Consider the following 22,166-nt stretch of genomic DNA (forward strand, 5'->3'; position numbering starts at 1 on the left):
TCGAGAAACAGTCTGCCATCACTGCGCGGGCCGCGCTTACCCTTGCGGCCGCCCGGAACAAACTCTCGCAATCGCTCCCACTGATCGTCCCGCAGCACTTCCCCTTCCACGCCAACCTCCAAAAGCCAGCGTTGAATCAGAAATCCAGTCCAACGTGAATCCCTAAAATGTCACTACAGCCTAAGCTCTTTGTTTACCGCATTTTCCGAATCAGCAGGTGATTCCACCTGCTTGGAAAGCGCTCTAGCGGGGGCCGACCAAAGCGATCATTTCGGCAATCGCCGCGCGCATTTCGTTGGCAAGGCGCGCGGCGGCGACCCGGCATTCGCCGCGTCCCTGACGCTGGCGCAGCAATATTTCGATGCCGGCGGCGGCGAAGGCGGCGGTCTCTGCAATCAGCGCGTCGAAGCGGCGGCGCGCGATCGGCCCCGCCTGCCGATAACCGGCGGCGATGGCGATGGGATCGGCGGGCAGCTCATGCGATTCACCGGCCAGTTGTTCGACCAGGCCAAGCGCGCCGACCAGCCGCCCGAGCCGTTGCGCGGCGTCGTCGGTGCTCGCGGCGGATCGCTGCGCGGATTGAAACAATGGCTCCGTCCCCGGTGTCGAAAATCAACCGGATGTTAGCGGCCGACCGCTAAGGAATGGCTAACCACCGGCACTGTCCAGGGCGGCAAAGGGGTCATCATCTGTTGCGATGCAGCAACAGTTTGTCTCACTACCGCAATGTAACTGGCGATTTTATTTGTGCAGCGCCGGGGGAGTGGGCACAAACAGGCCGTTCAGAGGAAGTCCGCCCGCCGCGCGATCGCGCGAAAATGAGGCCGGACGCCGACGGCGCAGGATGGAACGCGAGCACAAGAAGGGGACACGTTTCATGCGCAAATTCGTAATGGGTCTTTCGGCCCTGGCGCTTACCGTTGCCGCCGCGCCGGCATTCGCCGCTGATGAAGCCGAATCGACGAGCGACTGGGCGCTGAGCGGCGGTGTGACCGCGGTTTCGGACTATCGCTTCCGCGGCATTTCGCTTTCGGATGAAGATCCTGCCATCCAGCCGACGCTCACGCTCAGCCATTCGAGCGGCTTTTACGGCGGCACCTGGATGTCGAACCTCGACGACACCGACACCTATGGCGAATGGGAAATCGATCTTTACGCCGGCTGGACCGGCGAGGTCGCTTCCGGCACCACGGTCGATGCGGCGGTCGTCTATTATTATTATCCCGGCGGCCATGGCGACAGCGACTATTTCGAGCCCTATGTCTCGGTCGCCCACACCTTCGGCCCGGTCACGGCCAAGGGCGGCGTGAACTGGGCGCCGTCGTCGGATGCCACCGGCAACGAAGACTATGTCTATCTTTACGGCCAGCTTTCGGCGGCGATCCCGAACACGCCGGTCACGCTGACCGGCCGTCTCGGCAACCAGGATCTCGGCCCGTCGAGCTATACCGAATGGGCGATCGGCGCGTCGGCCACCTTCGGCGCGATCACGGCCGGCATCCAATATGTCGACACCGACCTTGGCGACCTGCCGAACGTCGATGCCGGCGTGGTCTTCTCGGTCGGTTTCGCTTTCTAAGCACGACCCCGAAGCAGTTCGCGAACAGGAAGCAGGGGCTGCGGGCGACCGCGGCCCCTATTTTCATGGGCTGGCGGCCACCAGCGCCTGCGTGACCGGATGGCGGGGCGCGCGCACCACGTCGTCGAACGCGCCCTGTTCGACGATATGGCCGGCGTCCATCACTGCGATCCGTCCGCACAATCGCCGCGCGACGGCAAGATCGTGGGTGATGAACAGGATGGCGAGCTGGCGGGCATGCTGGAGCCGTTCGAGCAGATCGAGCACGCGCCCGGCGACCAGCACGTCCAGCGCCGAAGTTGCCTCGTCGAGCAGCAGCGCCTCCGGGCTCGCGACCAGCGCGCGGGCAATGGCGACGCGCTGGGCCTGCCCGCCCGACAATTGGGCCGGTTGCCGGGTGGCGAAGTCGGACCCCAGTTCGACGTCATCGAGCGCGCGGGCAACATGCTCGGCCCGCGTCGCGGTATCGAGATCGGGGCGCAGATGCCGAAGGGGCTCGGCAATGATGTCGGCCACCTTCCAGTGCGGATCGAGGCTGGCGATCGGATCCTGAAACACCGGCTGGATCAGGCGGCGATGCTGCGCGGTCATGTCGCGCCGTGACGGCCAGGGCTTGCCGCGCCACGTGATCTGCCCCCCATCCATCGGGCCGAGCCGCGCGATGGCGCGACCGAGCGTCGACTTGCCCGATCCCGATCCACCGACGATGGCCAGCCCCTCGGCGGCGCGCAGATCGAGCGAAACGCCGTCGACGGCCGCCAGCCGCCCGCGCCGCCAGCCGGGCAGCGGGAAGCTGACGGCGATGTCGCGCGCGGCGATCAGCGGCGCGCCGGGGGCGGGCAAAGCGGGGGCGGGATCGGCGAGGCGTGGGCTCGCCGCGATCAGCGCGCGGGTATAATCGGCCTGGGGCGCGGTGAACACGCGCGCCGCCGGTCCGGCTTCGGCGATGCGCCCCGATTCGAGCACGACCACCCGATCGGCATGTTCGGCAACGGCCGGCAGATCGTGGCTGACGAGGAGCAGCGCCAATCCATCCTCGGCACGCAATTGGGCAAGCAGCGCCAGCACGCCGCGGCGCAGGCTGGCATCGAGCGCGGTGGTCGGTTCATCGGCGACGAGCAGTTTCGGCCGATGGGCGATCGCGGCGGCGATCATCGCCCGCTGGCGCTGCCCGCCCGACAGGCGATGGGGATATTGATCGAGGCGCTCGTCAGCACGATCGAGCCCGACGCGCGCGAGAAGAGTTGCGAGCTCGCGCCGATCGGGCCGCGGCGCCCCGGCCTGCGACCATGCTTCCGCCAGTTGTGCGCCGATCCTGAGATGCGGGGTCAGCGCGGTCAGCGGCTGCTGGAAGACGAAACCGGCATGGTGGCCGCGCAGCCGACGGAGCGTCGCTTCGTCGGTGCCGATCAACTCCTCGCCACAAAGCCGGGCCGAACCATGAGCGCGGAGCGGGGACAGGCCGAAGGGGGCGAGGCAGGTCTGGCTCTTGCCCGATCCCGATGCGCCGACCAGCGCGACGCATTCGCCCGCCGCGATCGTGAAGCCGACATCTTCGACGATGGTGTGATCGCCCGCCCGGATAGCCAGCCGTTCGACCGCATAGACGGTCATGCGAAGCGGTCCCGCAGCCGTTCGCCAAGCAGGGTGAGCGAGACGAGGATGGCGACGAGGATACCGCCGGGCAGCAGCAGGGCATGCGGCGCGATATCCATGTCGTCGGCGCCTTCCTTGACGAGGATGCCGAGCGATGTCGCAGGCTCCTGCACGCCGAGGCCGAGGAAGGAGAGGAAGCTTTCGATCATCACCACCTGCGGGATGGTGAGCAACAGATAGGCGATGGCGATGCCGGCGAGATTGGGGAGGAGATGGCGCAGGATGATGGTGATCGGCGGCGCGCCGGCGGCTTCGGCGGCGAGGACGAAGGGGCGTTCGCGCAGCGCCAGCACCTGCCCCCGCACGACGCGCGCCATCGTCAGCCATTCGACCGCGCCGATGCCGAGAAAGACGAGCAGGATCGACCGGCCGAACAGCACCATCAGCAGGATCACGACGAACATGAAGGGGAGGGCATAGAGCCCGTCGACGATGCGCATCATCACTTCATCGACCTTGCCGCCCCGCCAGCCGGCAATCGCGCCCCAGGCGACGCCGAAGATGAGCGACACGATCGCGGCGGCGGCGGCGACCAGCAGGGTGATCCGCGTGCCGGCAAGCGCGCGGGCAAGCAGGTCGCGCCCCACCGCGTCGGTGCCGAGCCAATGGCCGGGGCTGCCGGGTGGCACGCGGACAGCGGACCAGTCGATGACGTCATGCCGCCACGGCAACGCCCATGGCCCGAGTGTCGCGGCCAGCAGAATCAGGGCGAGGAGGATGATCGGCAGCCGCGTGAACATCAGCCGCGGATCCGGGGATCGAGCCAGCCGTAGATCAGGTCGGCGAGCAGGTTGAACAGCAGGATCAGCCCGGCGTAGAGCGTGACGACGCCGAGCACGAGCGGGTAATCGCGGTTCAATGCGCCCTGCACGAAATAGCTGCCGAGGCCGGGCAGCGCGAACACCGTTTCGATCACCACCGCGCCCGTTAGCAGGCCCGCCGCCGCCGGGCCAAGATAGCTGGCGACGGGGACGAGCGCCGGGCGCAGCGCATGGCGGACGAGGACGGTGATGGGGGCAAGCCCGCGTGCCCGCGCGGTGCGGACATGATCCTGCGCGAGCGTCGTAGCGAGCCCCGCGCGGGCCAGCTTGGCGATTGCACCCGCCACGGGAAGCGCGAGCGCGATCACCGGCAGGACGAGATGGGCGGCATCGCCATCGCCCCAGCCGGAGACGGGCAGCCACCCGGCCCACAGCGCGAAGACGAGCGCGAGCAGCGGCCCGGTGACGAAGCTGGGCAGCGCGGTCAGCAGCGTCATCGCCAGCATCAGGGCATGATCGAGCGGGCGACCGGCGCGCGACGCGGCCAGCAGCCCGGCGCCGATGCCGAGGACGAGCGCCACCGCCAGCGCCAGCGCGCCGAGGGTGAGCGAGACGGGCAGGCCCTGTCGGACGAGATCGGTGACGGAGAAATCGCGATAGACCAGCGACGGGCCGAAATCGCCGACCGCCAGCCGCGATAGATAGCGCCAGATCTGTTCGTGCAGCGGCAGATCGAGGCCATAAGCGCGGGCGAGCGCGGCCTGGGTGGCGGGATCGAGCGCGCGTTCGCCGTCGAACGGCCCCCCCGGCGCGAGCTTCATCAGCACGAAGGAGAGGATGACGACGGCGAGCAGCGTTGGCACCGCCGAAACGAGGCGGCGGAGGATCAGCCGGCGCATCGGGCGCTGTGTTGGTCCGGCGGTGGCGGCGCGGGCCGCCCGCATCCGCCGGAGCGAGGGTGGAGGGCCGCCGGGTGCAGCGCCCTTGCCCTTATTGCGGCGTCGTGGCCGTGGCTTCCTGGCCCGGGCCTTCCGGGGCGGCGAGGATGTCGCGCGTCACCGCGCCCTTGTCGACCACGGTGGTGGCGGGATCGGCGACCTGCGAACGGATCGCCGGGGCGCCCGACTGGCCGGCCTGGTTGACGAGGCCGCTTTCCGCGCCGCTGCGCGGGGCCTGGCCGCCGAACATCGCCTGCAGCGCCTGGGTGGACGAATCCGCCTCCATCGGGCGCGGCGCGCCGGGCTTGGGCGGAACCATCGCGAAATCGGGCGGGATCACCAGCGGCGCCTGCCGGGCGACGGCGAACTCGTCCGGCCCGCTGCGCCCCGCGAAAACGCCGCCCTGCTTGCCGCCGCAGGCGGAAAGCGCCAGCAGCGAGGCGGTGGCGGCCGCAACGAGGACAATCTTACGCATTCAATTTCTCCGCAGGATCGGATCGGTCACGCGTCAGGAAGGCGCGCAGCACGAGGAGCAGGACACCGATGGTAATGGCGGCATCGGCGACATTGAAGACCAAAAACGGATACCAGTCGCCAATATGCGGCCCAAGGAAATCGACGACATAGCCGAAGCGTGCACGATCGACGATATTGCCGAGCGCGCCGCCGAGGACGAGGCCGAGCGCGATCGTGTCGGGCCGGCTCTTTTCGCGCCACATCCACACGAGGACGACGGTGGCGATGGTGGCCGTCATGCCGACGAGCAGCCAGCGTTCCAGCGCGCTGCCGGCGGTGAGAAAGCCCATCGAAACGCCGTAATTTTCAACCCAGCGCAGGTTGAAGAAGGACGTCAGCTCGATCTCACGCACGGTTTGCAGGTCGAGCGGGCCGATCATCACCCATTTGAGCAGCTGATCGAACAGGAAGATGATCGCGGCCGTGATCAGCCCGAGCTTGCGGCGGGAACGGGACGCGCGTTGTTCAGCCATTCACCACCTCGTCGCAGCGGGCGCAGAGCGTGCCGTCCTGCGTCACTTCGGGCAGATGGCGCCAGCAACGGCCGCATTTGTGGCGCGCGGTGACGGCGACGGCGACGCCTTCGGCGGCTTCGGCAACAGCAAGTGCGGAGACGATGCAGATCTCGTCGAACGGCACCGAGGCGACGAGCGCGCGATCGCCGGCATCGCCCAGCGCCAGCGTGATCTCCGCCTCAAGGCTGGAGCCGAGCTGCTTTTCGCGGCGGAGCGGTTCGACCGCTTCGGTGACGAGCGCGCGCAGCTGGCGCAGCCGATCCCATTTCGCGCCGATCGCGTCATCGGCCCAGCCGGCATCGACCACGGGCCATTCCTGCAGATGGATGCTGGCCGCGTCCGGATAACGCGTCGCCCACACTTCCTCTGCCGTGAAGCACAGGATCGGTGCGGCATAACGGACGAGCGCGTGGAACAGCGTGTCGAGCACGGTGCGATAGGCACGGCGCTTCACCGATCCTGCGGCATCGCAATAGAGGCTGTCCTTGCGGATATCGAAGAAGAAGGCCGACAGATCGTTGTTGGCGAAATCGGTCAGCGCGCGGGCATAAGCATTGAATTCGAAGCCATCGGTGGCGCTGCGCAGTTCGGCGTCCAGGCTGGCGAGGAGATGGAGCACATAGCGTTCCAGCTCCGGCATCTCCGCCACGGGCACGCGCTCGGCATCGGTGAAGCCGTCGAGCGCGCCGAGCAGGTAGCGGAAGGTGTTGCGCAGCTTGCGATAGGCGTCCGACGTGCCCGACAGGATCTCCTTGCCGATACGCACGTCCTCGAAATAATCGGTCGAGGCGACCCACAGGCGCAGAATGTCCGCGCCGCTTTCGTTGATGATCTTGAGCGGATCGACGACATTGCCGAGGCTCTTGGACATCTTGCGGCCCTGCCCGTCGAGCGCGAAGCCGTGGGTGAGCACCGCTTCATAAGGCGCGCGGCCACGCGTGCCGCAGCTTTCGAGCAGGCTGGACTGGAACCAGCCGCGATGCTGATCCGAGCCTTCGAGATAGAGGTTGGCGCGAACGCCCTCGCCATAGCGCGCCTCGACCGTGAAGGCGTGGGTGGAGCCGGAATCGAACCACACGTCGAGAATGTCGTTCTGCGGCTCATAATCGGCGGCGGCGTGATCGGGGCCGAGCAGCGCCTGATGATCGGCGGTGAACCAGGCATCGGCGCCGCCCGCCTTGAACGCTTCGACGATGCGGGCGTTGACCGCCGGATCGCGCAGATATTCGCCCGTCTTGCGGTTCGCATAGAGCGCGATCGGCACACCCCAGGCGCGCTGGCGGCTGATCACCCAGTCGGGCCGGCCATCGACCATCGCGTGGATGCGGTTGCGCGCCTTCTCCGGCACCCAGCGCGTCCGTTCGATCGCGTCGAGCGCGGTTTCGCGCAAGGTCGCGGCGTTGGACTGGCGGGCGAGGATCGCCTCCTCCTCCGCGCAGCGCGGGATGGCGGTGTCCTTGATCGGCCGGTCCATCGGGATGAACCATTGCGGCGTGCAGCGGAAGATCACCTTCGCCTTGGACCGCCAGCTATGCGGATAGCTGTGCTTATAGTCGTAGCTGGCGGCGAGCAGCGCGCCGGCTTCGCGCAGATCCGAACAGATCGGACCGTCGGGTGCGTTGAACTTGGGGTTGATGACCGATCCCTGACCGCCCAGCCACGCCCAGTCCTCGCGATACTTGCCGTCATCGGCCACCGCGAACACCGGATCGAGGCCATTGGCCTTGCACAGCAGGAAATCGTCCTCGCCATGATCCGGCGCCATGTGGACGAGGCCGGTGCCGGTATCGGTGGTGACGAAATCGCCCGCGAGGAACGGACGCGGCTTCGCGAAGAAGCCGCCGAGCTTGTGCATCGGATGGCGGGCGACGGTGCCGGCGAGATCGGTGCCTTTGCCCGACCAGACAACAATATGATCGGCGATACCGAGCCGCGCGCAGACGTCATCAATGAGAGCCGTTGCGACCAGCACGTGGCTGACCTCGCCCCACCCGGAGCCCTGCTTCTGGTCCACACGATTGAGGTGAAGCAGCGAGTAGTCGACTTCCGGCCCGTAGGCGATCGCCTGATTGACCGGGATCGTCCACGGGGTGGTCGTCCAGATTACCGCGTGAGAATTTTCGAGGTCGGCCAGCGGTGTCGAAACGATCTCGAACGCCACGTCGATCTGGGTCGAGGTGATGTCCTCATATTCGACCTCGGCTTCGGCCAGTGCGGTCTTTTCGACCGGCGACCACATCACCGGCTTGGCGCCGCGATAGAGCTGGCCGGATTCCGCGAACTTCAAGAGTTCTCCGACGATCGCCGCCTCGGCATCGAATTTCATGGTGAGATAGGGATCGTCCCAATCGCCCATCACGCCCAGCCGCTTGAACTGTTCGCGCTGCACGCCCACCCATTTTTCGGCATAGGCGCGGCATTCGGCGCGGAACAGGACGGGATCGACCTCATCCTTGTTCAGCTTCTTCGCGCGATAGGCTTCCTCGACCTTCCATTCGATCGGCAGGCCGTGGCAGTCCCAGCCGGGAACATAAGGCGCATCCTTGCCGAGCAGGGACTGGCTGCGGACGATGATGTCCTTCAGCACCTTGTTCATCGCATGGCCCATGTGAATGTCGCCATTGGCATAAGGCGGGCCATCGTGGAGGATGAAGCGTTCGCGGCCCTCGCGCGTCTTGCGGAGCTGGCCGTAAAGATCGTCCGCCGCCCATTTCGCCAGAATCGCCGGTTCCTTCGCGGCAAGGCCGGCCTTCATGGGGAAGGCGGTCTTCGGCAGGAAGACGGTTTCGCGATAATCGGGTGCGTCGGACATGGGGGTTTCAGGCTCAGCGAAAAGGAAATGCTGGCACTAGGGCACCGTTGGTGCCGCCGCAAGACGGCGTTCGGCTTCGGCGCAATCGGCGTCGATCTGGGTGCGCAGCGCCTCCAGGCTGTCGAACCGGGCCTCGGGCCGGAGGAAGGAGACCAGCTCGACCGCGATCGTATCGCCATAAAGGCTGCCGGCGAAATCGAAGAAATGGGGTTCGAGCAGTTCCTTGGGCGGATCGAAGCTCGGCCGGATGCCAAGGTTGGCGGCCCCGCCGACCACGCGGCCATCGGGCAAATGCCCGCGCACCGCATAGATGCCATAAGCCGGGCGCAGATAATTGCCCATGTCGAGATTGGCGGTCGGAAAGCCGAGCTGGCGGCCAACCTTGTCGCCATGGAGAACCGGGCCCTCGATGGTGAAGGGGCGGGTGAGGAGCGCGGTCGCCGTTTCGCAATCGCCCGCCTTCAGCGCGTCGCGAATCCGGCTGGACGAAATCGGCCCCGTCGCGTCGGCCACCGGCGCCACCGCTTCGGTGGCGATGCCGTGCGCCGCGCCGAGCGTGGCGAGCACGGCGGTGTTGCCGCCGCGGCCCCGGCCGAAGGTGAAATCCTGCCCGGTGACGAGCGCCGCCGCGCCGGTGCGGGCGGCGATCCGTTCGGCGACGAACTGTTCGGCCGTCTCGCTCGCCAGCTCCGCATCGAAGTGGAAGACCAGCATCGCATCCGCGCCGGCGCCGGCGAACAGCCGTTCGCGCTGGTCGAGCGTGGTCAGCCGGAAGGGTTCCGCATCGGGCTGGAAGAAGCGCACCGGATGGGGATCGAAGGTGGCGACGATCAGCGGCCGGCCATCCGCCCGGGCAAGATCGCGCGCGCGCGCGACCACGGCCTGATGGCCGCGATGAAAGCCGTCGAAATTGCCGAGCGCAATCACGCCCCCGCGCAGGCGGTCGGGCAGGGGCGCATCGTTGGTCAGCCTTTCCATCGCGCGAGGGCTATAGAAAAGCGTGGCCGATGGCACAATCAGCGGTTGCGTTCGATCGTCACGAAATCGAAATCGGGGCCGCCCATTTCGCGATCGGTGACGCGCCAGCCCGCACCCAGCGGCGGCATTCTGGTATCGCCGTCGATCGTGCGATGAACCTCGGTCAGCTCGATCCGATCGGCATAAGGCATGAACAGCGCATAGATTTCCGCGCCGCCGATCACCGCGATCTCCTCGACATCGCCGGCGATCGCGATCGCTTCGTCAACCGAATGCGCGGTTTCCGCGCCTGCGGCCGCCCAGCCGGTGTCGCGGGTCAGCACGATATGGCGCCGGCCGGGCAGCAGGCCGGGCAGGCTTTCGAACGTCTTGCGGCCCATCACCATCGGCTTGCCCATGGTGCGTTCCTTGAACCGCTTCAGATCCTCCGGCAGCCGCCAGGGCAGCTTGCCGTCCTTGCCGATCATATTGTTATCCGATCGGGCAACGAAGAAGGTGATGCGCGGCCGCGTCATATCGCCACCGGCGCCGCGATATGGGGGTGCGCTTCATAGCCTTCGACGGCGAAATCCTCATACTCATAGGCGTCGATCGATTCCGGCCGGCGCTTGATGACGAGCTTGGGGAGGGGCTTGGGATCGCGGCTCAATTGTTCGCGCGCCTGTTCCAGATGGTTGGAATAAAGATGGCAATCGCCGCCGGTCCAGATGAACTCGCCCGGCTCCAGCCCGCATTGCTGGGCGAGCATATGGGTGAGCAGCGCATAAGACGCGATGTTGAACGGCACGCCCAGGAACACGTCGCAGCTGCGTTGATAGAGCTGGAGGCTCAGTCGCCCGTTGGCGACATGCGTCTGGAACAGGCAGTGGCAGGGCGACAATGCCATTTTCGGCAGGTCCGCCGGGTTCCAGGCGGAAACGATCTGGCGGCGCGATCCGGGGTCGCGGTTGATCAGGTCGATCAGCGCCGCGATCTGGTCGACATGAACGCCGCCCGGCCCCTCCCAGTCGCGCCACTGCTTGCCATAGACCGGGCCGAGATCGCCGTTCGCGTCGGCCCATTCGTCCCAGATGCTGACCTTGCGGTCCTTCAGCCAGCGGGTGTTGGTATCCCCGCGCAGGAACCACAGAAGCTCGATGATGATCGAGCGCAGGTGCAGCTTCTTGGTGGTGACGAGCGGGAATCCCTTGGCGAGATCCCAGCGCATCTGGTGCCCGAAAACCGATAGCGTGCCGACGCCGGTGCGGTCGGCCTGTTCGGCGCCTTCATCGAGGATGCGGCGGATCAGCGCGAGATAATTGTCCATCGCCGCCGCTTATGGCGGGTGCGGTGGCCATCGCCAAGTGCCCCGTTTCTCCGCCGAGGCACTTCCGGGCTTCATCCAAAGCGGTGCGAATCCGGATCAGCATGGCGTGGACGGCGACGCAGGGCTGATCGAATCATCGGCCATGGGAGCGACAAGGCCATGGCCCGCGCCGATCGGGACGAGCGACGATGCGGTCGCGCTGTTCGCGTCGGTGCTGGCCGATGGCGGTCGCGAGGTGCTGCACGTGGCGCATCTCGACGCCGCCGGGCGGCTGCTTGCCCGCTCGACACCGGCACCGGGCGATGCGGAAACGGTGGACGTGCCGATTCGGGCGATCGCGCGCGACGCGATCCTTGCCGGCGCCTGTGGCGTGATCATCGCGCACAACCATCCCAGCGGCGATCCGACGCCGAGCCGGGCGGATCTGTGCGCGACGCGGCGGCTGGCCGATGCGCTGGCGGTGCTCGATATCCGCCTGATCGATCATCTTGTGCTGGGCGGCGGATGCTGGCGCAGCTTCCGCGCGATGGGGCTGCTTTAGCGCCTAGCGATCATGCGGATTGCCGGCCGTCGGCGCGGCGGGGGCGGGTTCCTTCAGCACGCAGGGCTTGATCATGTCCGGCTCTGGGCGTGGGCCCTGCGCTTCATACATGGCGAGATAGCCGCCCGCCTGCGGCATCGTCACCTGTTCGACGCGGACATAACCCACCGCCTTCATTTCGCAGTCGAGCAGCGCGGGCGGGGTGCCATGATCGCTGGTCGCCCGATCCGAATCGACCACGACGACCCGGCCGCCCGGGCGCAGCGCGGGGCGCATCCGCCACAGGAACTCATAAGGCGCGCCGATCTCGTGATACATGTGGACAAGGAAGATGCGGTCGAAGCTGGCCGCCGGCAGCTTGGGATCGGCGGGTTCGCCCAGCCGCACGCTCACATTGTCCAGCGCCTCGCGGTTGACGCGCTCGGCCAGCGCATCGCGCACCTCGGGAACGATGTCTTCGGCCAGCACCCGGCCGTCCTCGCCAACGCGGGCCGCCAGGCGGATGGTGTAATAGCCTTCGCCGGCGCCGATATCGGCCACCGTCATGCCGCGTGCGACGCCCGATCGGGTCATCACATTATCCGCCTCGCGCAGCCGGTCGCGCGCTTCCTCGGTCGAATAGCGGCTGGAGACGATTGGGGCGACGGGGCGGTGCGCGGCCGGAAAGGCATCGCTGCGCACGTCCGAATCCTCGCGCGGCGCAGCCGGGGTGCAGGCCGCAAGCAATGCGGCCAAAAGCCCCCCGGCAAGCGCCAGGCGCATCAGTCGACATCCTCCACGTCGACCTTCTCGCCGGTCACGCGCTGCGACAGCGCGGCGGCCATGAAGCTGTCGAGATCGCCGTCGAGCACGTCCGACGGCGAGGTCGAGGTGACGCCGGTGCGCAGATCCTTGACCAGCTGATAGGGCTGCAGGACGTAGGAACGGATCTGGTGGCCCCAGCCGATCTCGGTCTTGGCTTCGTAGCCGGCCGTGGCTTCGGCCTCGCGCTTCTGCAGTTCCTGCTCGTAGAGGCGCGCCTTCAGCTGCTTCATCGCTTCCGCGCGGTTCTTGTGCTGCGAACGCTGGTTCTGGCAGGCGACGATGATGCCGGTGGGGACGTGGGTGATGCGCACCGCCGAATCGGTGGTGTTGACGTGCTGGCCGCCCGCGCCCGACGCCCGATAGGTGTCGATCTTCAGATCCTTGTCGAGCACCTCGATATCGATATCGTCGTCGACTTCCGGGTAAACCCAGACGCTGGCGAAGCTGGTGTGGCGGCGCGCGGCCGAATCATAGGGGCTGATGCGGACGAGGCGGTGGACGCCGCTTTCCGTCTTGGCGTGGCCATAGGCATTTTCGCCGCGGATCATCAGCGTCGCGGATTTGATGCCCGCCTGTTCGCCGGCATGGAAATCGACCAGTTCCACCTTCATGCCATGGCGTTCGGCCCAGCGCGCATACATGCGCTGGAGCATGCCGGCCCAGTCCTGGCTCTCGGTGCCGCCGGCGCCGGCATTCACCTCGATATAGGCGTTGTTGGCGTCCGCCTCACCGGCGAGCAGCGCCTGCACCTTGTCGCGCTCGGCCCGTTCGGCGAGTGCGGCAAGCGTCGCGACGCCATCGTCGACGAGCGCGCTGTCGCCCTCCGCCTCCGCCATTTCCATCAGTTCGATCGTGTCGTTGAGCTCGGTCTCGATCGCGCGCGTGGCGGTGATCGCCTCGTCCAGCCGGCGGCGTTCGCGCATCACTTCCTGCGCGGCCTTGGGATCATCCCACAATTTGGGATCCTCGACGCGGTTGTTGAGCTCGTCGAGCCGCCGGAGCGCGCGATCCCAATCGAGAAAGCGACGGAGCAGCGCGAGCGCGTCGTTGATCTGGTCGGCATAGGCTTGCGCTTCGGCGCGCATTATCGGTCTCCGAGTGTCTGCAGGCCGCCATGCCAACGCAGGTTGGCATCAATGTCTCCCTGCCCAGGCGATGGCATCGCGTGCGGAAGGAACCATGGCCCCGGCACTTGCCGGGACGACGGAGATAATTTTGGCGGACGGGTTAGTAAATCCCGCCCTCTCTTTGCAAGAAATCGCTGTCGGCGCTGCGCGTGGCCTGTTTGGTTTCGGCAGCGCGCTTGTCGATTTCCTCGCGGCGAATGGTGCGGCGCGGTTCGCTTTCGGGCTTGAAGGCTTCCCAGATGATCGCCGCCTTGGGTTCGGACGTCGGCCAGCCGGCGAAGACCTTGCGGCCCGACTTGCGATCGATGCGCACCATGCGGATGCCCGGCGGCGCGCGGAAGGGAACGACCGGCATATCCTTCATCGCGGCCTGGGCGAACTGGCGGAAGATCGGTGCTGCCACCGTGCCGCCCTGGGCATAGCCGCCCAGCGAACGCGGCTGATCGTAGCCCAGATAGACGCCCGCCACGAGATCGGCCGAACCGCCGACGAACCACACATTGGTCGGCCCCGTCGACGTGCCGGTCTTGCCGAACATCGGGCGGCCGAGATCGCGCAAGATGGTGGCGGTGCCGCGCTGGACCACGCCTTCCAGGATATGCACGGTCTGATAGGCGGTCATCGCGTCCATCACCTGCTTGCCGCGCGGGCGCGGGCGGGGCATCGCGCCGCCATCATAATCCTTGGCGTTGCAGCCTTCGCAGGGCCGCGTATCGGCCCGCCAGATCGTCTTGCCGTCGCGATCCTGGATATAATCGATCAGCGTCGGCTTCAGTTCGCGGCCATTATTGGCGAGGATGGCGAAGGCGTTGGTCAGCTTGAGCACGGTGGTTTCGCCGGCCCCTAGCGAGATGGCGAGGACCGCCGGATAATCGCCGATGCCCAGCGCCTTGGCGGTCTTGACCACCTTGTCCATGCCGGTCTGGCTGGCCGCGCGCACGGTCATCAGGTTGCGCGACTGTTCGACGCCCCAGCGCATCGTCTGCGGGCCGGCATTGCCGCCCGAGAAATTGCGGAAGCATTTCCGGCCGAGGCGCGCCGACTGATAAACGCAGAACGGGCCGTCGACGATGATCGAGGCCGGCGTCATCCCGGCATCGAGCGCCGCGGCATAGACGAACGGCTTGAAGCTGGAACCCGGCTGCCGCATCGCCTGCGTGGCGCGGTTGAACGAGGAGCCGCGCACGTCGAACCCGCCCTGCATGGCGAGCACACGGCCATTATGCGGATCTTCGGCGACGAAGCCGCCCGAAACACTGGGGATGTTGCGCAGCGCATAGCCCGCGCCCTCGCGCTTGACCACGATCACGTCGCCCGGCGCGATGAAATCGAAAGCCTGGCCGCCGACGCCGCGCTTGGGCATGGCGGCGGCGCCCGCGTAAAGCGTGCCCGTTTCGCCGCTGGTGAAGCCGATCTCCGCGCTGCCGCCCGATTTGGACAGGACGACGGCGGCGAGCCAATCGGCATAGCCGGTGCCGACGCGCGCCGCGGCCAGCCGGCCGGGCCAGCCATCGCCGAGGTCGATCTTGCCCGAAGGCCCGCTCCACCCCTTGCCGCGATCATAGCGGACCAGCCCGTCGCGCAGCGCGGTTTCGGCCGCTGCCTGCACCTTGGGGTCGATCGATGTGCGGACCCACAGGCCGCCCGAATAGACGCTGTGCGGGCTGTCCTTGGCGCTTTCGCCATAACGCTCGATCAGTTCGCGGCGGACCTCTTCCATGAAATAGCCGCCAATATCGCGCCGCACGACGGCGGCGCGGTGGACGGTGCCGAGCGGCGCGGCGGCGGCTTCGGCGCGCTGAGCGTCGCTGATCCAGCCATTGGCCTGCATCTGGGCGAGCACATAGCCGCGCCGTTCGAGCGCGCGGGTCGCGAAACGATCGGGGTTATAATTGGCCGGTGCCTTGGGCAGGATCGCCAGATAGGCCATTTCGGGCAGGCTGAGCTGATCGACATCCTTGTCGAAATAGGCGCGCGCGGCCGACTGGACGCCATAAGCGTTCCGGCCGAGGAAGATCTGGTTGAGGTAGAGTTCCAGAATCTGCTGCTTGGTCAGCGCCTGTTCGATCCGGTAGGCGAGGATCATCTCCTTGATCTTGCGGGTCGGCGAATATTCGTCGCCAAGCAGGAGATTCTTGGCGACCTGCTGGGTGATGGTCGACCCGCCCTTGGCGCGCTCGCCCGAGCCGAGCTTGGAGGCATAGTCGATCACCGCGCCGGCAAGGCCGGTCAGGTCGACGCCGCTGTGCGAGAAGAAGGTCTTGTCCTCGGCGGCCAGAAAGGCGTGGATCAGCTGCTGCGGATATTCGTCATAGGCAAGCTCCACGCGCCGTTCGCGGGCGAAGCTGTGGACGGGCATGCCGTTGATGTCGCGCACATTGGTCGGCAGTGGCGGTTCGTAAGCGAGCAGTTGATCGGCGTCGGGCAGGTCGCGCGCGAAGACCAGCCAGATGGCCAGCCACAGCACGAGAATCGCGCCGACGAAATAGCTCGCCCAGCGGACGGCGCGTTGCTGCCATAGCGCACGAATCGCCGGGCCGATGCCGTCGCCCGTGCGCCGGAGCTTCATGTGCAAATTCTCGGGCGACCCGTCTTCCATCTTGTGCGCCATCTAGCAGGTTAAGGCGGCTTTGCCAGCAGGGAGGCGATCAGTTGCTGGCCAGTTGCCGGGCGAAGTGCAACTCGACCGCGCGGCGCACGCCCTGGGCAACATCGCGTTGATAGCCCTTTGAAAAGAGCAGCTTCGCGTCGTCGTCATTGGAGATGTAGCCGGTTTCGAGCAGCACCGAGGGCACATCGGGCGCCTTGAGGACGATCAGCCCGGCAAAGCGATGAAATTCGTCCTTGAACGACACCTTGGTCGCCATTTCGCGCTGGAGCAGGGTGGCGAAATCGGCCGAGATGTTCATCGTTTCGCGCTGGGCGAGATCGAACAGGATCGACGACACGTCCTCATTCTCGCCGCCGAGATTCACGCCGTTGAGCACGTCGGCGCGATTTTCGCGCGCGGCGACCGCAGCGGCCACGCGGTCCGACGCGACTTCGGACAGGGTGTAGATGGTGGCGCCGCGCGCGGCCGTGTTGGCGGCGCTGTCGGCATGGACCGAAAGGAACAGGTCCGCACCCAGCCGCCGCGCGATTTCGCGCCGCTCGCCGAGCACGAGGAAGCGATCGCGATCGCGCGTCATGGCGACGCGGACACGGCCGGATTCGACCAGTTCGTCGCGGATGGCGAGGGCGATGGCGAGCGCGGCGTCCTTTTCCTGCCGGCCGTCGGCGGCGATGGAGCCGGGGTCGTGGCCGCCATGGCCGGCATCGATCACCACCAGCGGCCGGCCCGTGCCCCGGGCGCCGATCACGCGCGGCAGGGGCGGCCCGCCAGCGCGGTCGCGGTCGAGCGGAACGCGGACGGCCGAACGGTCGCTGCGCTTCGGCGCGGCGGCGCGGACCGCCACGGGGGGCTCGAAGACGCGGCGTGCGGCCTTGGTGCTGCGGGTGAAGGCGGCGGGCGTCGTGCGATCGATTTCGAGCACGAGCGAGCGGCCGTCGGTGGAAAAGCCCCCGCCCTTGACGATGGCGGGGCTGGTGAGATCGAGCACGACGCGCGCCGTGTTGGCATCGAACTGCGCCTGCCGGATCGTCGCGACGCGGCCCCCGGCCTTGCCGCCGGTGCCGGCATGCGCGCCGACGATATCGATCGCGATCCGCCGGGGATCATCGACGGTGAAGGCGGAGGCGCGCTCAACCGGGGCGTCGAAGCGCAGCGTGATGCTGTCGCCGACGATCTCGACGTCACGAACCGACGCCGCGTCGATCGGCACGGCGACGAACAAGGCAAGCAGCGCAAGGCAGGCGATACGCAACAAGGCGGAAATCGGCCGGGTCTCCCCTTCTTCTTCTGGTGCCGGGCGGCGGCCCAACGTGCGGCCGATGCCCTGCGCGATGCGCGAGATCATATGTCGTGCCCGCCCCGTAGCGCGTTCTTCGTCAATCTTGAAGCATAGGCACTAACACTTACTTTACCAAAGGTCTCGATTGTGCGTCGTGCTGAACGCGCGCGGGTTGCCCCGCGCTTATGCAGATGCTAGCAGCGAACAATCCGCACGGCTGCCCGCATTCCGGCATGGAAGGGCCCGTTCGGAACAGGGCCGCATCCGCGGCCACATTTAGGTTGACGCTGCATGAGTCATGATTTCCCGAACCTCCGCCGCACCTGGGAAGGTGCTGGCGCGTCGGTTTGGGGCGCCTTCCTGTCGCACTGCGACGGACGTGACGATGCAGCAGAGGCAATGTCTTACGTTCGTAACCGGGCGCCCGGGCGCGGCATCAACATGATGCCGCTGCCGGCGCCCCTTTCATATCGCGCGCCGCGCCGTGGACTAGCGGAGAGCGGACGCGCCCGGAGAATAATAAATGACCATGCGCATGCTGATCGACGCGCGCCACCGGGAAGAAACCCGCGTGGCCGTCGTCAAGGGAAACCGCATCGAGGAATTTGATTTCGAGTCCGCTGAGCGCAAGCAGCTCAAGGGCAATATCTATCTGGCGAAGGTGACGCGCGTCGAACCGTCGCTGCAGGCGGCCTTTGTCGATTATGGCGGCAATCGCCACGGCTTCCTGGCGTTTTCGGAAATCCACCCGGATTATTATCAGATCCCCAAGGAGGATCGCGACGCGCTGCTCCGCGAGGAAGCCGAGCACGCCGCCGAGGAAGAGGCGCTGCGCCAGCGCGAGGAAGCCGAATACGATCATCATGATGACGAGGATCATCATGACGACGACCATGCCGATGATGGCGAACATCATGGCGAGGACGGCGAGGAAACCCCGCGCCGCAAGCCGACTTCGGCTGGCGGTGGCGACGAGAACGCCGTGGAGGCGCTGCGCACCAAGCGCATGAACCTGCGTCGTCGCTACAAGATTCAGGACGTCATCCGCCGTCGCCAGGTGCTGCTGGTCCAGGTCGTCAAGGAAGAGCGCGGCAACAAGGGCGCGGCGCTGACCACCTATTTGTCGCTTGCTGGCCGCTATTGCGTGCTGATGCCCAACACCGCCCATGGCGGCGGGATCAGCCGCAAGATTTCGAACGCGGCCGATCGCAAGCGGCTGAAGTCGATCATGGCCGAACTGAACCTGCCGAAGACGATGGGCTGCATCGTCCGTACGGCGGGGCTGCAGCGCACCAAGACCGAGATCAAGCGCGACTTCGATTATCTCGCCCGGCTGTGGGACGAGATTCGCGAAAATACGCTGAATTCCGAGGCGCCGGCGCTTGTTTATGGCGACAGCGATCTGATCAAGCGGGCGATCCGCGACATTTATAACCGCGACATCGACGAGGTGATCGTCGAGGGCGAGGACGGCTATCGCGCGGCGCGCAGCTTCATGAAGCTGCTGATGCCGAGCCACACCAAGAAGATCGCGGCCTATAGCGACGCGGTGCCACTGTTCCAGCGCTTCGGGGTGGAGGATCAGCTGGCGGCGATGTATCAGCCGATCGTGCAGCTCAAGTCGGGCGGCTATCTGGTGATCAACCCGACCGAGGCTTTGGTGTCGATCGACATCAACTCGGGCCGATCGACGCGCGAGCATAATATCGAGCAGACCGCGCTTTCGACCAATCTGGAGGCCGCGCACGAGATCGCCCGCCAGCTGCGCCTGCGCGACATGGCCGGCCTGGTCGTGATCGACTTCATCGACATGGAGTCGAACTCGAACAACCGGAAGGTCGAGAAGGCGATGAAGGAGGCGCTGAAGAACGATCGCGCCCGCATCCAGGTCGGCCGCATCTCCAGCTTCGGCCTGTTCGAAATGAGCCGCCAGCGCCTGCGCACCGGCGTGCTCGAAGCATCGACCCGCCAGTGCCCGCATTGCGAAGGCACCGGGCTTGTCCGCACCGCTTCGTCGGCCGGCCTGTCCGCGCTGCGCATGCTGGAGGACGAGGCCGCGCGGGGCCGTGGTTCGCGCCTTGTGCTGCGCGCCAGCCAGGAAGCGTCGCTTTACGTGCTCAACCGCAAGCGCGCCGAAATCAGCGAGATCGAGGAGCGTTATGGCGTTCTGATCGAAATCCTGTCGGATGGCTCGCTGGAAGGCGCGCGCATGACGGTCGAATCCTCGGGCCCGCCGCCGGCTTATGCGCCGCGCCTGCCCCAACCGATCGCGATCGAGCCCGAGGATGACGACATCCTCGATATCGAGGACGAAGAGGAAGAAGAGGAAATCGGCGAGGAGGCCGATGCCGAAACCGCGCGCGACGCGCGTGATGGTGGCGAGGAGCGCAATGGTCGCCGTCGCCGTCGCCGTCGCCGTCGTGGCGGCCGCCGTGAGGATGGCGAAGGCGTCGAGCGCGAGGCCGAGGCCGAGGCCGGTGAAGCCGACGAAGCTGGCGAAGCTGAGACCGCCGAAGACGAAGCCGAACTGGCGGCGGATGCCGCTGACGACGCGGAAGCGACGGCGGATGCCGAGGGCGAACGGGGCGATGGCCGCCGTCGCCGTGGCCGCCGTGGCCGTCGTGGCGGCCGTCGCCGTGGTGGCGAGGAAGGCGTGACCGCCGAGGGCGAAGCGACCGAAGCCGTCGAGGATGAAGCTGCGGTGGAGCCGGCCGAAGCCGTGGCGGTCGAAGAACCCGCCCCGACGGTCGAGGAAGCCGCTCCTGCGCCGGCCGAGGCCACCGAGGAGGAAGCGCCGGCCAAGCCGCGTGCCCGTCGTCGCCCCCGTGCGCGCAAGGAAACCGAGGCCGAAGTCGCGGTGACCGAGGCGCCCGTCGAAGTGGCACCCGAGCCGGTGGCCGAGGCGGAGCCGGCCGAAAAGCCGAAGCGCACCCGTCGCAAGGCCGCGCCGAAGAAGGCCGAGGTCGTTGCCGAGGCAGCAGCCGAAGCTGAGGCGCCGGCCGCAACCGAGGAAGCGCCGGCCAAGCCGAAGCGCCGGACGACGCGGGCCAAGGCGGCGGCTGCGCCGGCCAAGGCCGAGGCCGTGGCCGAAGCGCCCGCCGAGCCGACGCCGGAGCCGGTGGCGGCCGAAGCGGGAGCGCCGCGCCGTGGCTGGTGGCAGCGGACCTTCGGGAACTGATCGCCTGAAGGCGACGGCCCTCGGGCAGGGAAGGGGCCGGGATGCGTTGCGTCCCGGCCACCCCGGCATCGGGGCCGTCGCCATTTCATCTTTTGTTCAGGCGGATAAAGGGAGACCCGGCGGGATGCGCCGCACCCTTCGCCTGATCCCCGCAACCGCCGCCGCATGCGCGCGCTGGCTGGTTGCGCTGCTGCTTTCGCTGTCGTTGCTGGTGCAGCCGGCGATGGCGCAATCGATCCTGCGCGATGCCGAGACCGAGGCACTGCTCAACGATCTCGCCCGCCCGATCGTGATCGCGGCCGGGCTGGAACCGGGCAATGTCCAGATGGTCCTGATCCAGGATCCCGAGATCAACGCCTTCGTGGCCGGCGGACAGATCGTCTATATCCATTCCGGCCTGATCACGGCCGCCGACAATGCCAATGAAGTGCAGGGCGTGATCGCCCACGAAGTCGGCCACATCACCGGCGGCCATATCGTGCGTTTTTCCGAAGGGGCGAGCGCCGCCAACGGGATCAGCATGTTGTCGCTGCTGCTGGGTGCTGCCGCCATCGCAATGGGCGCGGGCGAAGCCGGCATGGGCATCCTTTCGGCCGGCCAGCAGGCGGCGATGAGCAAGTTCCTCGCCTTCACCCGCACGCAGGAATCGAGCGCCGACGCCGCCGGTGCCAGCTTCATGAAGAAAGCGGGCGTTTCGGGGAAAGGCTCGGTCTCCTTCTTCCAGAAGCTGCGCAAGGAGGAGTTCCGGCTGTCGTCGAGCTACGCCGACGTCGATCCCTATGCCCGCACCCACCCGATGTCGGCCGATCGCGCGGCGGTGATGGAAAATGAGCTGAAAAGCGATCCGGCGTGGAGCCGGCCCACCGATCCCACGCTGGAGGCGCGTTTCCAGCGGGTGAAGGGCAAACTTGCCGGCTTCGTCAACGAACCGAAGGTGACGCTCGCCAAATATCCCGAAAGCAACCGCAGCGTGCCGGCGCATTATGCGCGCGCTTATGCGTGGCATAAGGCTGCCTATCCCGACAAGGCGGTGGCGGAGATCGACAGCCTGGTCGCCGGCGCGCCGCACGACCCCTATTTCCTTGAGCTCAAGGGGCAGGTGCTGCTCGAATCGGGCCGGCCGGCCGATGCCATACCGCCCCTGCGCGAAGCGGTGGCGGCGACGCGCGGCAACCCGCTGATCGCGTCGCTGCTGGGCCATGCGCTGATCGCCACCGAAAATCCCGCCAACCGGGCGGAGGCGCGGACTGTGCTGCGCAATGCCGTGGCGCGCGACAATGACAATCCGTTCGCCTGGTATCAGCTCGGCATCGTCTACAGCCAGGAAGGCGATATCGCGCGCGCGGCGCTGGCGACCGCCGAACGCTATTCGATGATCGGCCAGCCGCAGCTGGCGCTCAGCAATGCCGAAACCGCGATGCGCGGCATTCCGCAGGGAACGCCCGATTATGTGCGGGCGGAGGATATCGCGTTGACATCGCGCCAGGCGATGGAAGATCGAAAGCGGAAACGGTGAACGAAGAAAGGGCGCCCGGCGCCATGCAAGCGAATATGAAGGGATATGG

At 66.9% G+C, this 22,166-nt stretch carries 18 protein-coding genes and 1 pseudogene; 4 read left to right on the forward strand and 15 right to left on the reverse strand.

Annotation, left to right across the window (positions count from 1 at the left end; all coding sequences use genetic code 11):
- Together CHB74_RS21600 and CHB74_RS08970 are read right to left on the reverse strand one after the other, a co-directional pair.
- A pseudogene (locus CHB74_RS21600) lies at positions 1-110 on the reverse strand (IS5/IS1182 family transposase); the annotation flags it as partial.
- Positions 111-243: 133 nt separating this feature from the next.
- Positions 244-588 carry a hypothetical protein gene (locus CHB74_RS08970; RefSeq protein WP_089219306.1) on the reverse strand — a complete coding sequence of 115 codons (345 nt, stop codon included), beginning with the start codon at positions 586-588 and terminating at the stop codon, positions 244-246.
- A gap of 289 nt (positions 589-877) precedes the next feature.
- On the opposite strand from CHB74_RS08970, the gene CHB74_RS08975 reads away from it, so the two are divergent.
- Positions 878-1,579 (forward strand): TorF family putative porin, encoded by a 702-nt coding sequence (locus CHB74_RS08975; RefSeq protein ID WP_089219447.1) that lies wholly within the window; start codon positions 878-880, stop codon positions 1,577-1,579.
- Positions 1,580-1,642: 63 nt separating this feature from the next.
- On the opposite strand, the gene CHB74_RS08980 is transcribed toward CHB74_RS08975, so the two are convergent.
- From CHB74_RS08980 to CHB74_RS09020, 9 genes are read right to left on the reverse strand one after another with little or no spacing between them, the layout of a single operon-like run.
- The gene (locus CHB74_RS08980; RefSeq protein WP_089219307.1) at positions 1,643-3,193 is read right to left on the reverse strand and encodes an ATP-binding cassette domain-containing protein; all 1,551 of its coding nucleotides are present in this window, start codon (positions 3,191-3,193) and stop codon (positions 1,643-1,645) included.
- On the reverse strand, positions 3,190-3,975 hold the full coding sequence (locus CHB74_RS08985; protein WP_089219308.1) for an ABC transporter permease: 786 nt from the start codon (positions 3,973-3,975) through the stop codon (positions 3,190-3,192). Before CHB74_RS08985 ends, CHB74_RS08980 begins: the two co-directional genes overlap by 4 nt.
- Positions 3,975-4,940, reverse strand: coding sequence for an ABC transporter permease (locus CHB74_RS08990; RefSeq protein WP_245842770.1), 966 nt, complete (start codon positions 4,938-4,940; stop codon positions 3,975-3,977). The genes CHB74_RS08985 and CHB74_RS08990 overlap by 1 nt, the downstream gene beginning before the upstream one ends.
- A gap of 46 nt (positions 4,941-4,986) precedes the next feature.
- The gene (locus CHB74_RS08995; protein WP_089219309.1) at positions 4,987-5,409 is read right to left on the reverse strand and encodes a DUF3035 domain-containing protein; all 423 of its coding nucleotides are present in this window, start codon (positions 5,407-5,409) and stop codon (positions 4,987-4,989) included.
- Positions 5,402-5,923, reverse strand: a complete 522-nt coding sequence (gene lspA / locus CHB74_RS09000) for a signal peptidase II (RefSeq protein WP_089219310.1) — start codon at positions 5,921-5,923, stop codon at positions 5,402-5,404. The genes CHB74_RS08995 and lspA overlap by 8 nt, the downstream gene beginning before the upstream one ends.
- On the reverse strand, positions 5,916-8,777 hold the full coding sequence (gene ileS / locus CHB74_RS09005) for an isoleucine--tRNA ligase (RefSeq protein WP_089219311.1): 2,862 nt from the start codon (positions 8,775-8,777) through the stop codon (positions 5,916-5,918). Before ileS ends, lspA begins: the two co-directional genes overlap by 8 nt.
- Positions 8,778-8,813: 36 nt before the next feature.
- Entirely contained in the window at positions 8,814-9,755 is a 942-nt protein-coding gene (locus CHB74_RS09010) for a bifunctional riboflavin kinase/FAD synthetase (RefSeq protein WP_089219312.1), read from the reverse strand.
- A 38-nt stretch (positions 9,756-9,793) separates the two neighbouring features.
- Positions 9,794-10,270 (reverse strand): dihydrofolate reductase, encoded by a 477-nt coding sequence (locus CHB74_RS09015; protein ID WP_089219313.1) that lies wholly within the window; start codon positions 10,268-10,270, stop codon positions 9,794-9,796.
- Positions 10,267-11,061, reverse strand: coding sequence for a thymidylate synthase (locus tag CHB74_RS09020; RefSeq protein WP_089219314.1), 795 nt, complete (start codon positions 11,059-11,061; stop codon positions 10,267-10,269). Before CHB74_RS09020 ends, CHB74_RS09015 begins: the two co-directional genes overlap by 4 nt.
- A 37-nt stretch (positions 11,062-11,098) precedes the next feature.
- On the opposite strand from CHB74_RS09020, the gene CHB74_RS09025 reads away from it, so the two are divergent.
- Positions 11,099-11,602, forward strand: coding sequence for a JAB domain-containing protein (locus CHB74_RS09025; protein WP_218821411.1), 504 nt, complete (start codon positions 11,099-11,101; stop codon positions 11,600-11,602).
- A 3-nt stretch (positions 11,603-11,605) separates the two neighbouring features.
- Here CHB74_RS09025 and CHB74_RS09030 read toward each other — a convergent pair whose 3' ends face one another.
- The 4 genes from CHB74_RS09030 to CHB74_RS09045 form a co-directional block, all read right to left on the reverse strand.
- Positions 11,606-12,364 (reverse strand): class I SAM-dependent methyltransferase, encoded by a 759-nt coding sequence (locus tag CHB74_RS09030; RefSeq protein ID WP_089219315.1) that lies wholly within the window; start codon positions 12,362-12,364, stop codon positions 11,606-11,608.
- A complete protein-coding gene (gene prfB / locus CHB74_RS09035) occupies positions 12,364-13,491 on the reverse strand; it encodes a peptide chain release factor 2 (RefSeq protein WP_089219316.1) in 1,128 nt (375 codons plus the stop codon). Before prfB ends, CHB74_RS09030 begins: the two co-directional genes overlap by 1 nt.
- A 142-nt stretch (positions 13,492-13,633) precedes the next feature.
- A complete protein-coding gene (locus CHB74_RS09040; RefSeq protein WP_425442258.1) occupies positions 13,634-16,144 on the reverse strand; it encodes a penicillin-binding protein 1A in 2,511 nt (836 codons plus the stop codon).
- Positions 16,145-16,181: 37 nt separating this feature from the next.
- Positions 16,182-17,489, reverse strand: coding sequence for an N-acetylmuramoyl-L-alanine amidase (locus CHB74_RS09045; protein WP_089219317.1), 1,308 nt, complete (start codon positions 17,487-17,489; stop codon positions 16,182-16,184).
- Between the two features lie 457 nt (positions 17,490-17,946).
- On the opposite strand from CHB74_RS09045, the gene CHB74_RS09050 reads away from it, so the two are divergent.
- Both CHB74_RS09050 and CHB74_RS09055 read left to right on the forward strand, forming a co-directional pair.
- A complete protein-coding gene (locus CHB74_RS09050) occupies positions 17,947-20,601 on the forward strand; it encodes an Rne/Rng family ribonuclease (protein ID WP_179220777.1) in 2,655 nt (884 codons plus the stop codon).
- Positions 20,602-20,725: 124 nt separating this feature from the next.
- A complete protein-coding gene (locus tag CHB74_RS09055; protein WP_089219319.1) occupies positions 20,726-22,117 on the forward strand; it encodes a M48 family metalloprotease in 1,392 nt (463 codons plus the stop codon).
- Positions 22,118-22,166: the final 49 nt, after the last annotated feature.

It is taken from the genome of Edaphosphingomonas laterariae (assembly GCF_900188165.1).
GTDB lineage: Bacteria > Pseudomonadota > Alphaproteobacteria > Sphingomonadales > Sphingomonadaceae > Sphingomonas_E > Sphingomonas_E laterariae.